The following is a 14,074-nucleotide window of genomic DNA, read 5'->3' as shown; positions in this document are numbered from 1 at the left end:
GTTGAATTTAAGCGGACGCGCGGGCCCGGTCAAGGGCGTTCCAGGGATCTCAGGACGTCAGATAGCGCTGGATCGTCGGCGCGACCAGTTCGATCAGCTCGTCCTCGGAGGCGGACGCCATCGGCTCGACGCGCAGCACGTAGCGCAGCATCATCAGGCCGATCATCTGCCCGGCGGCCGCCTGGATGCCGAGCGGCGGCGCCTCCGTGACCTGCCTGGCGCGGCCGAACAGGGCGGTCGTGACGAACTCGCGCAGCAGGGCCGCCGCCCGCTCGTTCGTCATCGCCGAGCGGAGCATCGCGAGCATCGGGGCGCGGCGCTCCTCGTCCCCCCACACGCCCAGGAACGTGCGGACCATCGCCTCGCCGATCCCGTCGCGGGGGGCCGCCATGATGCGCGGCAGCACGACGGACGGGTCCACCGGGAAGCGCATCGCCTCGACGAACACGCCCTCCTTGTTGCCGAAGAAGTGGTGGACGAGGGCGGGGTCGACGCCGGCGGCGCGGGCGATGGCCCGCAGCGAGGCGCCGTCGTAGCCCTTCTCGGCGAACAGCTCGCGCGCCTCGGCCAGGATCTTCTCGCGCGTCTCGGTCGGACCGGGCCGGCGGCCCGGACCCCGGCGCCGGTCGGTGTCGGTCACCGCACGCCCCGCCGGCTGATCTCCCCGGCGGGCGTGACCTCCCAGGTGTGCTCGGCGGCGGCGAGGTGCAGGCGGGCGAACGCCAGGGCCTCGGCGAGGTCCTCCATGCGCTCGACCCGGCTGGACGCGCGCCGCGTGTTCACCTCCAGGACGATGTGCCCCCGGAAGCCGCCCTCGGCGAGGTTCTCCAGCATCTCCCCGCACGGCTGGTTGCCCCGGCCCGGGACGAGGTGCTCGTCCTTGTTCGTGATGCCCACGCCGTCGGCGAGGTGGATGTGGCGCAGGCGGTCGCCCAGGTCCCCGGCCATGTCGATGGCGTCCGACCCCGAGACGGCGGTGTGGGACAGGTCGAGGGTGACGTACGGGTAGTCCTGGTCGACGGGGTTCCAGTCGGGCAGGTACATGCCCGCTTCGGCGCCGCGCGCCTTGAGCGGGAACATGTTCTCCACCGCGAACAGGACGTCGGTCTCGTCCTGCATGCGGGCGAGGCCCTCGACGAACTCCTTCGCGTAGTCCCGCTGCCAGCGGAACGGCGGATGGACGACGACGACGTCCGCGCCCAGCTCCTCGGCGACCTCCTTGGAGCGGACGAGCTTGCCCCAGGGCTCGCGCCCCCACACCCGCTGGGTGAGCAGCAGGCAGGGCGCGTGGATCGACTTGATCGGGACCTGGTGGTAGTCCGACAGGCGCCGCAGGACGTTCAGGTCCTGCGAGGAGGCGTCCGTGGACACCATGACCTCGATGCCGTCGTAGCCCAGCAGCGCGGCGATCTCGAACGCGCTCGGTACCTTCTCGGGGTAGACCGACGCGGTGGAGAGCGTGATCGGCGCGTCCGGTACCCGGAGTGCCGGTGTACTGACGCCGTTGTGCTGCGGGGTCAAGGCTTCCTCGCCAGAGATGATCGCTCGACGATGGTCATCGGGTTCGCACGTAAAGCCTATGCGGCGGCGGCCGCGATGAAACAACCGCCCGGAGTGATCCTGATTGCTCCGCCGCCGGGCGCCGCTACGCTCTGTCCGCGTGGCCGAGATCGCGCCGGGCGCCGTGCCCAGCCCCAACATCTGGAACTCTCCGCAGGTCTACGAGCTGGAGAACCGCGCCGTCGACCCCGACGGGGTGCTGGCCGGCGCGATGCGCGCCATCCGCCCCTGGACGGGCGCGGACGTCCTCGACCTCGGCTGCGGCACCGGCTTCCACCTGCCGTTCCTCGCCGCCGAGGCGCGCCGGGTGATCGGTGTGGAGCCGCACGCGGGGCTCGCCTCGGCCGCCGCTCGTCGGACCCGCGACCTCTCCAACGTCACCGTCCGTGTCGGCGCGGCCCAGGCGCTGCCGCTCCCGGACGCCTCGGTCGACGTCGTCCACGTCCGGTGGGCGTACTTCTTCGGGCCGGGCTGCGAGCCGGGCCTCGCCGAGCTCGACCGGGTCGTCCGGCGCGGCGGGGCGATCTTCATCATCGACAACGACGCCACCCGCTCCACGTTCGGCCGCTGGTTCCGGCGCGGCCTGCCGAAGTACGACCCCGGCGCGGTCGAACGCTTCTGGACGCGGCGCGGCTTCTCCCGCGAGCCGCTGACGATCCGGTGGTCGTTCCAGAGCCGGGACGACCTCGCCGCCGTCCTGCGGATCGAGTTCCCGCCCGATCTCGCGGACGCGTGCCTGCGCGAACTCGACGCCGCGGGGGGCGGCCTGGAGGTGGACTATGCCGTGAATTTGTGGTGGCGTTGCCCCTGAGTTACTGACTGGTCGGTCATTTGGGGAGGAACGGACCATGGGCCGTGTCACTGCTGGAAGAGCGTTCGGCGGCCTGCTCGCCGCCACCGCCGTCGGCGCGGCCGGCGCCGGCGCCGGCCTGGTCGCCCAGCGCCGCGCCATGCGCCGCCTCCAGTTGCGGCCCGACCCGTTCGCCGGCGAGCCGTTCGGGGCGCTGCGCGGCCGCCCCGTCCCCGTCCGCGCGGACGACGGCACCCGCCTGTACGCCGAGGTCGACGGCGACGACCGCACCGACCTCGCCGTCGTGTTCTCGCACGGCTGGACGCTCACCCAGGACTCCTGGCACTTCCAGCGCAAGGCCCTGCGCGGCCTCGGCCGCCTGGTGTTCTGGGACCACCGCGGCCACGGCCGCTCCGACGGCGGCGCCCGCGACGGCTACGCCATCCCCCGCCTGGCCGCCGACCTCGCCGCGGTCATCGCCGCCACCGTCCCCGCCGACACGCCCGTCGTCCTCGTCGGCCACTCCATGGGCGGCATGACGATCATGCGGTACTGCGACGAGCACGCCGACCAGGTCGGCCGCAAGATCCTCGCGACCGGCCTGCTGTGCACCTCGGCGGGCGGCCTCGGCGAGGTCACCCTCGGCATGCCCGCGCTGGTCGCGCGCACCACCCACCGCGTCCTGCCCCGCGCCCTCGGCGCGGTCGGCGCCGGCTCCGGCGCCGTCGAGAAGGTCCGTCACCTCGGCCGCGACGCCGCCACCCTCGTCGAGGACCTCGTCGCCTTCGGCCCGGACGCCGGCCCCGCCGCGGTCGCCTTCGCCGAGCAGATGATGACCGAGACCCGCATGGACGCGTTCGTCGACTACTTCCGCTCGATGATCACCACGGACGTCATCAGCGACTGCGCCTCCCTCGCCGCCGCCGACACCCTCGTCCTCGGCGGCGAGAACGACATGCTCACCCCGCTTGAGCACAGCCTCAAGATCGCCTCCTGCGTCCCGTCCGCGCGCCTGGAGGTCGTCCCCAACGCCGGCCACATGGCCATGCTCGAACGCCCCGGCGTGGTCTCCGACCACCTGGGCGACCTGATCGAACGAGCCCGCAAACAGACCTAGCCCCGTGACGGGCCGCACTGTCGGAGCGGACGTCTAGGCTCGGCGCATGGCGAAGGCTAAGACCGCCAAGGCGGCTTATCGGTGCTCGGAGTGCGGGTGGCAGACGTCCAAGTGGGTCGGGCGCTGCGGCGAGTGCCAGACGTGGGGGACGGTCCTGGAGGCGGCGTCCGCCACGCCGGCGCGGGTCGTGTCCGCCGGGCCGGTCAGCACGCCGGCGCTGCCGATCGGGCAGGTGGACGTCCGGTCGTCGCAGTCGCGGCCCACGGGCCTGGACGAACTCGACCGGGTCCTCGGCGGCGGCATCGTGCCGGGGGCCGTCCTGCTGCTGGCGGGCGAGCCGGGCATCGGCAAGTCGACGCTGCTGCTGGAGGTCGCGGCGCTGGCCTCGACGGGGTCCGGCGACGCGGGGGCCAAGAACGTCCTCTACGTGACGGGTGAGGAGTCGGCCGAGCAGGTGCGGCTGCGCGCCGACCGGGTCGGGGCGATCACCGACCACCTGTACCTGGCGGCGGAGACCGAGCTGTCGGCGATTCTCGGGCATGTCGACACCGTGGGGCCGTCGCTGCTCGTCGTCGACTCCATCCAGACGATCGGGACGTCCGAGGCGGACGGCGCGCCCGGCGGCGTCACGCAGATCCGCGAGGTCGCCGCCAACCTGATCAGGGTCGCCAAGGAGCGCGGCATCACCGTCGTGCTGGTCGGCCACGTCACCAAGGAGGGCGCGATCGCCGGCCCCCGCCTCCTGGAGCACCTGGTCGACGTCGTCCTCTACTTCGAGGGCGACCGGCACTCCCGGCTCCGCATGATCCGCGCGGTGAAGAACCGCTACGGGCCGACGGACGAACTGGGCTGCTTCGACCTGTCCGAGGTCGGCATCGTCGGGCTGCCCGACCCGAGCGGCCTGTTCCTGACCCGCCGCGAGGAGGCCGTCCCCGGGACGTGCGTGACCGTCACCCTGGAGGGACGGCGGCCGCTGGTCGCCGAGGTGCAGTCGCTCGTCGCGAAGTCGCATCTGCCCGCGCCGCGCCGGGCCACGTCCGGGCTCGACACGTCCCGCGTCGCGATGGTCCTCGCCGTCCTCGCCCAGCGCTGCAAGATCTCCATGCACGAGCAGGACGTCTACGTCTCGACGGTGGGCGGGGTGCGGCTGGCCGAGACGTCCGTCGACCTGGCGCTGGCGCTGGCCGTCGCGGGGTCCACGGTCGAGCAGGCGCTCTCCAACAGCCTGATCGCGCTCGGCGAGGTGGGGCTCGCCGGGGAGGTCCGCGTCGTGCCGGGCGTCCAGCGGCGGCTCGCCGAGGCGGCCCGGCTCGGGTTCAAGCACGCCGTCGTCCCGCGCGGGGCCCTCGAACTCGCCGACGGGTCGCCGCTCAAGCGCGCGGACCCGCAGCTCAGCAGCTACGAGGGCATGAAGGTGATGGAGGTCGACAGCCTGAAGCAGGCCCTCCAGGTCGCGTTTACCGCCCCCTGACACGGGTCACGCCAGAGTATTACTGCACACAACCCACGCTTGCGACCTGGGGAGGAACCGGGGCGCGGCCCGTCTCGGTAAACTGACGCCGTCCAGCGACCTCCGGGGGTCAGGTGCCATCACACGACAAGGGTCATGACGAACGACGCCGCGCCACGTTGGCCGCGGTGGCCCCGGGCACTCAGATCCGCGACGGGCTCGAGCGGATCCTGCGGGGCCACACCGGCGGCCTGATCGTCCTCGGCTACGACAAGACCGTCGAGGAGCTGTGCTCCGGCGGCTTCGAACTCGACGTCGAGTTCTCCGCGACCCGGCTGCGCGAACTCGCCAAGATGGACGGCGCCATCGTCCTCGACGGCAGCCACGGCCGCATCGTCCGCGCCGCCGTCCACCTCGTGCCCGACTCGACCATCCCCACCGAGGAGTCGGGCACCCGCCACCGCACCGCCGAGCGCGTCGCCCGGCAGACCGTCTACCCGGTCATCTCGGTCAGCCAGTCGATGCACATCATCGCGCTGTACCTCGACGGCATCCGCTACGTCCTCGAAGACTCGGCGGCCATCCTCTCCAAGGCCAACCAGGCCCTGGCGACGCTCGAACGCTACAAGCTGCGCCTGGACGAGGTGTCCGGCACGCTCTCCGCCCTCGAGATCGAAGACCTCGTCACCGTCCGCGACGTCAGCGCCGTCGTCCAGCGCCTCGAGATGGTGCGGCGCATCGCCGACGAGATCGAGGGCTACGTCGTCGAGCTCGGCACCGACGGCCGGCTGCTCTCCCTCCAGCTCGACGAGCTGGTCTCCGGCGTCGACGCCGACCGCGAGCTGATCGTCCGCGACTACCCGTCCGACGACACCCGCGCCCGCGGCGTCGCCGCCATCCTGTCGTCCCTCGACACGCTGTCCGCCAACGAGCTCCTCGACCTGTCGACGGTCGCCGAGGTGATGGGCTTCGCCGGACCGGACGCCCTCGACCTGCCCGTCAGCCCCAAGGGCTTCCGGCTGCTCGCCAAGGTCCCCCGGCTGCCCGGCATGGTCGTCGAACGCCTCGTCGAGCACTTCGGCGGCCTGCAGAAGCTCCTCGCGGCCAGCATCGACGACCTCCAGGCCGTGGGCGGCGTGGGCGAGTCCCGGGCCCGCAGCGTCCGCGAGGGCCTATCCCGCCTGGCCGAATCCTCGATCCTCGAACGCTACGTCTGATCCGCCGCTACGTCTGATCCGCCGCGGGCGGCCGTCTCAGCGGAGGCGGAAGACCTGCTCCTCGGCCTTCTCGCCCTTCAGGTCGGCCACGTACGTGCCGGGGCGGGCGGCGCGGCCGTCCTCGCAGCCTCGCCGGCGGTCCCAGATGACGGTGTCGACGTACGGGATCCCGCGGCGGAGCGTCGCCTCGGGCGCGTCGCCGCGGCGGCATTCGGCGGACGACCAGATCCGGTCCGAGCCGGACGTGATGCGGACGTCCAGCGACCCCGTGTCGAACGCGCAGGCCCCCTCGCCCGTGTTGACGACCGTGACGCGGAACTCGGGCCGTTCGGTGCGCGGAAAGGTGTCCTCGGCGGCCGACATGGCGACGACGAGGTCGCCGTCGTCGCAGGGGCCGCCGTCGTCGGCCGGGGACGGCTCCGGCGAGGCCGTCGTGGTGACCGTGACCGTCGGCATCGCGGTGGGCGGGGACGGCGCCGGGCTCTCGGCCGCGCCCGCGTCGCGGCCCGGCTCCTCCTCCCCGGTTCCGGCGCACGTCCAGGTCAGCAGGCCGACGGCGGCGAGGACGCCCGCCAGGGCCACCGCGCGGCGCCGCCAGTACTGGTCCAGCCCAGAACCGTCCGAGTCACGCCCAGTATTCGGACCCATGCGGTCAGTATGCATTCGGCGAACGGGAAAGAGGGGACGACCCGCCGCATGCCACAATGGCGGCGCGCCATGAACCCGAACTCCGTGTACACCGCCCCGATCCTCGCCTGGTACGAGGCGAACGCCCGGGACCTCCCGTGGCGGGCGCCGGACGCGACCCCGTGGGGCGTCCTCGTCAGCGAGATCATGCTCCAGCAGACGCCGGTCTCCCGCGTCCTGCCCGTCTGGGACGCCTGGACGACGCGCTGGCCGACCCCGGCGGCGCTGGCCGCGGAGCCGTCCGGCGAGGCCGTCCGGGCATGGGGGCGGCTCGGCTACCCGCGCCGGGCGCTGCGCCTGCACGAGAGCGCCCGCGCGATCACCGAGCGGCACGGCGGCGAGGTGCCGTCGTCGCACGAGGCCCTGCTGGCGCTGCCCGGCATCGGCGCCTACACGGCCGCCGCCGTCGCCAGCTTCGCGTTCCGGCAGCGGCACGCCGTCCTCGACACCAACGTCCGGCGCGTCCTGGCCCGGCTGGTGTCCGGCGCCGAGTACCCGCCGAAGTCGCAGACCAGGGCGGAGGTGACGCTCGCGGAGAGCCTCCTGCCCGCCGATCCGCCGACCGCCGCCCGCTGGGCCGTCGCCGTCATGGAACTGGGCGCGCTGGTCTGCACCGCCCGCACGCCCCGCTGCGCCGACTGCCCGGTGCTCGGCGAGTGCTCCTGGCACCTGGCCGGACGTCCCGCCTACGACGGGCCGCCGCGCCGCGGCCAGACGTACGCGGGCACCGACCGGCAGTGCCGCGGCCGCATCCTCGCCGTGCTGCGGGACGCCGAAGGCCCGGTCGCCAAACCGGCCCTGGACGTCGTCTGGTCGGACGCCGTGCAACGCGAACGCGCCCTCGACGGCCTCATCGCCGACGGCCTCGTCGACCCTCTCGAAGACGGCCGCTACGCCCTTCCCGGCTGACCGGGGCCGCTCGGGTCTCCCCGGCTCGACGCGTCATTCGCAAAACAATGGGCTCCTTGTGCTGTGGCCAGCGCGAATAATGGTTGGCAGGCCCTGTCGGCGTGCCCGTACCGTACGGCCGTGCGCGATCTGCTGAGCCTGCCCAAAGCCCACTTGCACGTCCACCTGGAGAGCACCGTCCGGTGGGACACGCTCGGGGAGATCGGCGCGGCCAACGGCGTGGAGGTGCCCGGCCGCGCGGGCGCGTTCGGCGACTTCGCGTCCTTCTTCGCGCAGAACGACCTCGTCCGCGCGTGCCTGCGGCGCCCCGGCGACTTCCGCCGCGTCGCCTACGAATTCTGCGCGGACGAATCCGCGCAGGGCGTCCGGTACGCCGAGGTCTCGTTCACCGCGGCCGGGCACGGCGAACGGCTCGGCGACCTCGCCATGCCCCTCCAAGCCGTCCTGGAGGGCCTGGAGGCCGGACAGGACGCGTTCGGGATCGACTGCCGCCTCATCCTCGACCACTCCCGCCGCCGTTCCGTCGAGCGCGCCTGGCGGACGCTCGACCTCGCCCGCCGCCACGATCGCGTGGTCGCGGTCGGCCTCGCCGGAGACGAGGCCCACCCCGGCGTCCCGTTCACCGAGGTGTTCGCCGCCGCCCGCGACGCCGGGCTCCACGTCGTCCACCACGCGGGCGAAGGCGAGGGGCCCGCCAGCATCCGGCAGGCCCTCGGCCCCGGCCGCGCCGAGCGTCTCGGCCACGGCATCCGCGTCCTGGACGACCCCGCCCTCACCGCCGAGGTGCGCGAGCGCCGGATCCCCCTCGAAGTGTGCCCGTCCTCCAACGTCGCCCTCGGTTTCGCGCCGTCCCTCGACGCCCACCCCCTTCCCCTCCTGCGCGACGCGGGCCTGCTCGTCACCCTCAACACCGACATTCCCGCACTGATCGGCACATCGCTGACCACCGAGTACGCCAACGTCCGCGACGCGTTCGGCTACGACGACCACACCCTCGCCGAACTGTCCCGCGACACCGTGACCGCCTCCTTCGCCCCGCCCGAGACCAAGACCCGCCTCCACCAGGAGATAGCCGCCTGGCTGACCCCCGCCGGGCCGGCTACGCGCTGAGCCTTGTCAGGGGGCCGGCCCGGATCTCGCGAAGGAAGGGGTCGGTGTCGTTCTGCCACTGGGCGGACGTCCGGGCGACGGGGTGGACGGGCAGGCCGAGGCGCGCGGCCGCCTCCTGCGCCGCGTCGAAGGCGGCGTCCGCGCCGACGTCGCCGATCACCAGCACTTCGACATCGCCGGGAGGGTCGCCGGACGGACGCTCGTACCGTTCGGCCCAGGCCCCGAAAAGGTAGATCTCCCGGACGGACGGCAGCCCGCCGAACTCCTCCGCCACGACCGCCGCCGGGCCGAACGTCAGCATCAGGAGGTGCGCGAGCGGCGCGTACAGGGGGCTGTCGGCGTTGCGCGTCACCAGCCGTCCGGCGAGGGTGCGGCGGAGCGTGAGCAGGCCCGCCCGGGTCAGCCTCTCGACCTCGCGCATCACCGACGCGAGGTCGGTGCGGAGCATCACGGCGAGGTCGAGCATCGACACCTCGCGGACCGGGCCCAGCAGCAGGCGCGCGAGCAGCTCGCCCTGGAGCCGCGACCGGAAGATCGGGAGCCGTTCCGGCGCGCGGGCCCGCACGTCCCGCAGGAACGCCTCCGCGATGCGCGCCTCGCCCACCGGGACGCGCGCTCCCCGCCTCCGGAACTCCGCCGCCGACCCGACCACATTCGATCGCATGTTCGAACAGTACGTCCCGCCACCGACATCCGGAGAGGACTCCGGGACGACCGCGTCCTCAGGCGGGCGCCTCGGGCTCGCGGAGGAAGAGGCAGAAGGGATGGCCGACCGGATCCAGATAGACGCGGACATCGTCCTCGGGCTGGAAGTCGGCCAGGACTCCGCCGACGGCCTCGGCGTGCAGGCAGGCGTCCTCCATATCGTCCACCTCCAGGTCGAGGTGGGCCATGATCTGCTGCGCGCCCTCGGCGGCGGGCCACGTGGGGACGGTGTAGATCGGCTCCGTCTGGAACGACAGGCCGGTGCCGCCGCCCGGTGGACGCAGCTTCACCCAGTCGGGCTCGTCCTGGACCACGGTCCAGCCCAGAAGGCGCTGATAGAAGTCGGCGAGCACGTGCGGGTCAGGGGCGTCCAGGACGGGGGCGGACAGGATCATGCGGCTCACTTCGGCTCCTGCGAGTCGGGGATCTCCATGAGCCCATGCTGCCCGCGCGGCCCCCCGTGCATGCACGACACCCCAAAAGCCCGAGCGCGGACGTCCGCCGCGCATGCCAAAGGGCCCGTGACCGGGTGGTTCCGGTCACGGGCCCTTGGACGGGACGTCAGTCCTTGTTGAAGTTGACCGCGCCCTCGACGGGCGGCGGGCTGTCGGGGACCGTGGACGGCTTCGGCACGCCCTTGAACGTGAACTTGGCCTTCTCCACCGTGTCCGTGTTCTCGGGGTCGAAGCCCTCGGTGCCCACGATCACGATCTGGCCGGCCTTCAGCTCGCTGTACAGGATCTTCTCGGACAGGCTGTCCTCGATCTCCCGCTGGATCGTGCGGCGCAGCGGCCGGGCGCCGAGCACCGGGTCGTAGCCCCGGAGCGCGAGCAGGTCCTTGGCCTCCTGCCGCAGCTCGATGCCCATGTCGCGGTCGCGGAGCCGCTCGTCCACCTTGGCGATCATCAGGTCGACGATCTGGATGATCTCCTTCGGGGTGAGCTGGTGGAAGACCACCGTGTCGTCGACGCGGTTCAGGAACTCGGGGCGGAAGTGCTGCTTCAGCTCCTCCGACACCTTCGCCTTCATCCGGTCGTACGAGCCCTGCTCGTCGTTCTGGCGGGCGAAGCCCATCGAGACGCCCTTGGAGATGTCCTTGGACCCCAGGTTCGTCGTCATGATGATGACGGTGTTCTTGAAGTCCACGACGCGGCCCTGCGCGTCGGTGAGGCGGCCGTCCTCCAGGATCTGGAGCAGCGAGTTGAAGATGTCCTGGTGGGCCTTCTCGATCTCGTCGAACAGGACGACCGAGAACGGCTTGCGGCGGACCTTCTCCGTCAGCTGGCCGCCCTCCTCGTACCCGACGTAGCCGGGCGGGGAGCCGAACAGCCGCGAGACCGTGTGCTTCTCCATGAACTCGGACATGTCGAGCTGGATCAGCGCGTCCTCGTCGCCGAACAGGAACTCGGCGAGCGTCTTGGACAGCTCGGTCTTACCGACGCCGGACGGGCCGGCGAAGATGAACGAACCGCCGGGGCGCTTCGGGTCCTTCAGGCCGGCGCGGGTGCGCCGGATCGACTGCGAGAGCGCCCTTATGGCGTCCTCCTGGCCGATGACGCGCTTGTGGAGCTCGTCCTCCATGCGCAGCAGGCGGGTCGACTCCTCCTCGGTCAGCTTGAAGACCGGGATGCCGGTGGCGGTGGCGAGGACCTCGGCGATCAGCTCGTCGGTGACCTCGGCGACGACGTCCATGTCGCCGGCCTTCCACTCCTTCTCCCGCTGCGCCTTCTGGCCGAGCAGCTGCTTCTCCGAGTCGCGCAGCGCCGCGGCCTTCTCGAAGTCCTGCGCGTCGATCGCGGACTCCTTGTCGCGCCGGACGTCGGCGATCTTCTCGTCGTACTCGCGCAGGTCCGGCGGCGCGGTCATCCGGCGGATGCGCATCCGCGAGCCGGCCTCGTCGATCAGGTCGATCGCCTTGTCGGGCAGGAACCGGTCGCTGATGTAGCGGTCGGCGAGCTGCGCGGCCGCGACCAGCGCGCTGTCGGTGATCGACACGCGGTGGTGCGCCTCGTAGCGGTCCCGCAGGCCCTTGAGGATCTCGATCGTGTGCGACAGGGACGGCTCGGCGACCTGGATCGGCTGGAAGCGGCGCTCCAGCGCGGCGTCCTTCTCCAGGTGCTTGCGGTACTCGTCCAGCGTGGTCGCGCCGATGGTCTGCAGCTCGCCCCGCGCCAGCATCGGCTTGAGGATGGACGCGGCGTCGATCGCGCCCTCGGCGGCGCCCGCACCGACCAGCGTGTGCAGCTCGTCGATGAACAGGATGATGTCGCCGCGGGTGCGGATCTCCTTGAGGACCTTCTTCAGGCGCTCCTCGAAGTCGCCGCGGTACCGGGAGCCGGCGACCAGCGCGCCCAGGTCGAGGGTGTAGAGCTGCTTGTCCTTGAGCGTCTCGGGCACCTCGCCCTTGACGATCTTCTGCGCGAGCCCCTCGACCACGGCCGTTTTACCGACGCCGGGCTCGCCCACGAGGACGGGGTTGTTCTTGGTGCGGCGGGACAGCACCTGCATGACCCGCTCGATCTCCTTGTCCCGGCCGATGACCGGGTCCAGCTTGCCCTCGCGCGCGGCCTGCGTCAGGTTGCGGCCGAACTGGTCGAGGACGAGGGAGGTGGACGGAGCCGACTCGGAGGGACCGCCGGAGGCGGCCGGCTCCTTGCCCTGGTAGCCGTGCAGCAACTGGATGACCTGCTGGCGGACCCGGTTGAGGTCGGCGCCGAGCTTCACCAGCACCTGGGCGGCGACGCCCTCGCCCTCGCGGATCAGCCCGAGCAGGATGTGCTCGGTACCGATGTAGTTGTGGCCGAGCTGCAGCGCCTCGCGCAGTGACAGCTCGAGGACCTTCTTGGCACGCGGAGTGAACGGGATGTGGCCCGACGGCGCCTGCTGACCCTGGCCGATGATCTCCTCGACCTGCTGGCGCACCGCCTCAAGGCTGATCCCGAGGCTCTCCAGAGCCTTGGCAGCGACACCTTCGCCCTCGTGGATCAGGCCGAGGAGGATGTGCTCGGTGCCGATGTAGTTGTGGTTGAGCATCCTGGCCTCCTCCTGAGCCAGGACGACAACGCGCCGCGCGCGGTCGGTGAACCTCTCGAACATCTCGTCGCTCCTCACAGAGCGGTTGGGCAGAGTCCGGAACGTCCGGAACTGTCCTTCCGCATGCTAGCCCGCCCCGAGGAGGCCGCCCGGTGCACTCCCACCAGAAGACGTTCCCCAGCTAAGCGCTGTTCAGTCTCATCCAACTACCGCATCGGTGCGTCATGTTCCCGCTACGCCTCAAGCGAACGGGGGGCTTTCCGCAGGTCGACGGGCTGCGGGGAGAGAGTGACCAATGGGGCCGTTGTTCCGCCCCGCGCGGCCTGTCTACCGCGCCGCGCGGCGCGCGAACCCCATTGCCGCTACGCCACAAGCGAACGGCCCGTCTCGTAATCGGAGACGGGCCGCAGGCGGAGGAGCGACTCAGTTGGCCGCCTCGTACTGCTCGATCACGTGGGCCGGGATGCGTCCGCGCTCATTGACCTTGATGCCATTGTTCTTGGCCCAGGCGCGGATCTCGGCACTGCGTTCGCGGCTGGACGCGCCACGCTGCCGGCGGCGGCGCGAGACCGCGCCCGCCTTGCGGGACTTCTCCACGAACGGCTGCAGCGATTCCCGCAGCTTCGTCGCGTTGGCGCCACTCAGGTCGATCTCGTAGGAGGCGCCGTCGATCGAGAACGCTACGGTCTCGTCCGCCTCGCCACCGTCGAGGTCGTCGACGAGAAGCACTTGAACCTTCTGTGCCATGGGGACAGACCTTTCAGCTGGAGCAAAACTTCAATCGGTTGACAAAGATATACCGAGAACTCCGCGGATGACAATTCCAGCACTCGTGTTGAACCGGCAGTGCGGACGAAGTCGCCTTCCCGCCGGTGACCCGGCGTAATCGGACTCATCGTTTCCGGGCATCCGGCGGACGTGCCGGGGCCCGCGACGGCCCGGCCGCCGCGTGAATTTCCGGCCGGCGGCCATGGCCGGAGATTTGGCGTGACCGGTGTCACCACGGACGACGCTGACCTGGCCGCACTCAGGCATTGGGGCGGGTTTGCGGACGTCCCGGTTTCCAGCGGGACGTCCGGCCCGGACGGAAAAGCCGCCGCCCGGGACCTTAACAGCGGGTGCGCGGCGGCACCGCGGCCAACGATTAACCCTGACGTAACGGTGCTAACCGGCCGCCGACGGGGAGAGACGGCCGGCAGAGACATCGCCCTGACCGGGCCATGTCGAGGGATAACAGGAAGGGCGGCGGAACCGAAAATCTGTTCCGGAGCCGGGCGGCCGGGAAGTCGCCTTCCGCGATCCGGCCAAGCCCGCCGCCCCCGCTTCGACGAGTGAATCAGGAGATTGAGGCACAATCCGACCGCACGATCTCCCACTTCTTCAAGCTCGCGTCCGGCCGCGCCGGCGCGAACGCGGCCCTCCTAGCGTCCCGTCGCGCATGGCCGCGGGAAAGTCCGTTCGGGGTGAGACCGCGTCCCACTCAGAGTAAGTCCTCC

General features: G+C 71.6%; 13 protein-coding genes. 6 read left to right on the top strand and 7 right to left on the bottom strand.

The features are described from left to right. Positions 1-49 precede the first annotated feature (49 nt). Together ACA511_RS05340 and ACA511_RS05335 are read right to left on the bottom strand one after the other, a co-directional pair. Positions 50-640 (bottom strand): TetR family transcriptional regulator, encoded by a 591-nt coding sequence (locus tag ACA511_RS05340; protein WP_375022915.1) that lies wholly within the window; start codon positions 638-640, stop codon positions 50-52. Continuing rightward, a complete protein-coding gene (locus ACA511_RS05335; protein WP_375022914.1) occupies positions 637-1,521 on the bottom strand; it encodes a sugar phosphate isomerase/epimerase family protein in 885 nt (294 codons plus the stop codon). Before ACA511_RS05335 ends, ACA511_RS05340 begins: the two co-directional genes overlap by 4 nt. Before the next feature lie 139 nt (positions 1,522-1,660). Between ACA511_RS05335 and ACA511_RS05330 the strand changes: the two genes are divergently transcribed. The 4 genes from ACA511_RS05330 to disA all read left to right on the top strand — a co-directional run bounded on the left by ACA511_RS05330 (position 1,661) and on the right by disA (position 6,134). Further along, positions 1,661-2,371, top strand: coding sequence for a class I SAM-dependent methyltransferase (locus tag ACA511_RS05330; RefSeq protein ID WP_375022913.1), 711 nt, complete (start codon positions 1,661-1,663; stop codon positions 2,369-2,371). Positions 2,372-2,408: 37 nt separating this feature from the next. Further along, on the top strand, positions 2,409-3,467 hold the full coding sequence (locus tag ACA511_RS05325) for an alpha/beta fold hydrolase (protein WP_375022912.1): 1,059 nt from the start codon (positions 2,409-2,411) through the stop codon (positions 3,465-3,467). Between the two features lie 46 nt (positions 3,468-3,513). Then, the gene (gene radA, locus ACA511_RS05320) at positions 3,514-4,938 is read left to right on the top strand and encodes a DNA repair protein RadA (RefSeq protein ID WP_375022911.1); all 1,425 of its coding nucleotides are present in this window, start codon (positions 3,514-3,516) and stop codon (positions 4,936-4,938) included. 113 nt (positions 4,939-5,051) lie between these two features. Continuing rightward, positions 5,052-6,134, top strand: coding sequence for a DNA integrity scanning diadenylate cyclase DisA (gene disA, locus ACA511_RS05315; protein WP_375022910.1), 1,083 nt, complete (start codon positions 5,052-5,054; stop codon positions 6,132-6,134). A 36-nt stretch (positions 6,135-6,170) separates the two neighbouring features. Here the strand turns inward: disA and ACA511_RS05310 are convergent, their stop codons facing one another. Then, on the bottom strand, positions 6,171-6,782 hold the full coding sequence (locus ACA511_RS05310) for a hypothetical protein (RefSeq protein ID WP_375022909.1): 612 nt from the start codon (positions 6,780-6,782) through the stop codon (positions 6,171-6,173). A gap of 69 nt (positions 6,783-6,851) precedes the next feature. On the opposite strand from ACA511_RS05310, the gene ACA511_RS05305 reads away from it, so the two are divergent. Next, complete coding sequence (locus ACA511_RS05305) at positions 6,852-7,730, top strand: A/G-specific adenine glycosylase (protein WP_375022908.1); 879 nt, start codon at positions 6,852-6,854, stop codon at positions 7,728-7,730. Between the two features lie 120 nt (positions 7,731-7,850). Beyond that, positions 7,851-8,840, top strand: a complete 990-nt coding sequence (gene add, locus ACA511_RS05300) for an adenosine deaminase (RefSeq protein ID WP_375022906.1) — start codon at positions 7,851-7,853, stop codon at positions 8,838-8,840. Here add and ACA511_RS05295 read toward each other — a convergent pair. The 4 genes from ACA511_RS05295 to ACA511_RS05280 all read right to left on the bottom strand — a co-directional run bounded on the left by ACA511_RS05295 (position 8,830) and on the right by ACA511_RS05280 (position 13,325). Next, positions 8,830-9,504: a hypothetical protein gene (locus ACA511_RS05295; protein WP_375022905.1), complete on the bottom strand. Its 675-nt coding sequence runs from the start codon at positions 9,502-9,504 to the stop codon at positions 8,830-8,832. The genes add and ACA511_RS05295 overlap by 11 nt on opposite strands. Positions 9,505-9,562: 58 nt before the next feature. After that, positions 9,563-9,940, bottom strand: coding sequence for a VOC family protein (locus ACA511_RS05290; protein ID WP_375024685.1), 378 nt, complete (start codon positions 9,938-9,940; stop codon positions 9,563-9,565). A gap of 166 nt (positions 9,941-10,106) precedes the next feature. Further along, complete coding sequence (locus ACA511_RS05285) at positions 10,107-12,641, bottom strand: ATP-dependent Clp protease ATP-binding subunit (RefSeq protein ID WP_375022904.1); 2,535 nt, start codon at positions 12,639-12,641, stop codon at positions 10,107-10,109. A 360-nt stretch (positions 12,642-13,001) separates the two neighbouring features. After that, entirely contained in the window at positions 13,002-13,325 is a 324-nt protein-coding gene (locus ACA511_RS05280) for an Lsr2 family protein (RefSeq protein WP_067802398.1), read from the bottom strand. Positions 13,326-14,074 lie beyond the last annotated feature (749 nt).

The sequence above is a fragment of the Actinomadura sp. GTD37 genome, from assembly GCF_041951365.1.
Taxonomy (GTDB): domain Bacteria; phylum Actinomycetota; class Actinomycetes; order Streptosporangiales; family Streptosporangiaceae; genus Spirillospora.
Note: the sequence above shows the minus strand (reverse complement) of the source record. Positions and strands in the feature narration are given on the sequence as shown.